The sequence below is a fragment of the Deltaproteobacteria bacterium CG11_big_fil_rev_8_21_14_0_20_42_23 genome (assembly GCA_002796345.1).
In the GTDB taxonomy this organism is placed as follows: domain Bacteria; phylum UBA10199; class UBA10199; order 2-02-FULL-44-16; family 2-02-FULL-44-16; genus 1-14-0-20-42-23.
The window spans coordinates 1-557 of sequence record PCXC01000029.1 but is presented as its reverse complement, the minus strand read 5'-3'; the positions used below and the strand labels follow the sequence as shown (position 1 = coordinate 557).

General features: G+C 41.8%; 1 protein-coding gene. It reads left to right on the top strand.

The annotated features are described in order from the left end of the window. The first annotated feature begins 220 nt into the window (after positions 1–220). The gene (locus tag COV43_03395; GenBank protein PIR25883.1) at positions 221–481 is read left to right on the top strand and encodes a hypothetical protein; all 261 of its coding nucleotides are present in this window, start codon (positions 221–223) and stop codon (positions 479–481) included. Positions 482–557: the final 76 nt, after the last annotated feature.

Here is a 557-nt window from a genome sequence, read left to right as displayed (position 1 = left end):
CAATGGGCGCAGCGATTACGGCTTGGGGTCCTTGGAATACGAGACACGATTTTTGTTCTTGTCGAGTGGTGATGGAAAGGAAATCCCTCTCTCTCTCCGCAAAAAACAAGCCGTCCGAAAGGACGGTTTTTTTTGCGATTGAACGGAAGTTGAGAACCCGTAGGGCCACATAATATTTTTTTCTTGAAAAAGTACCCCAGATAAGTGTACAGTTAAAAATATGCTTACACAGGTTGAGTTGGGTAAAAAGGCTAAAAAACAACTCAATTCTGTCCCAAGACATATTTTAAACAAATTGGAATCTTGGATCCGGGCTGTTGAATTGGAAGGTGTGGAGCAAGTTAGAAAAATTTCGGGCTATCATGACGAAGCATTGCAGGGAAAAAGAAAAGGGCAACGTTCAATTCGTTTGAGCAGATCATACAGAGCTGTTTACATTATGCTCAAAAGTGGTGTTGTTGAATATATTAGTCCCCCCTGAAAAACCCTCCATGAGCACATCGAAGTGAGTAATGAGAGTGGTTTACGGTTTGGTGTTGTTGAAAAAAGGGCGTTTG

Bases quoted from the DNA above. Each gene is read 5' to 3' on its own strand.
- COV43_03395 (PIR25883.1), top strand. From the start codon at position 221: ATGCTTACACAGGTTGAGTTGGGTAAAAAGGCTAAAAAACAACTCAAT.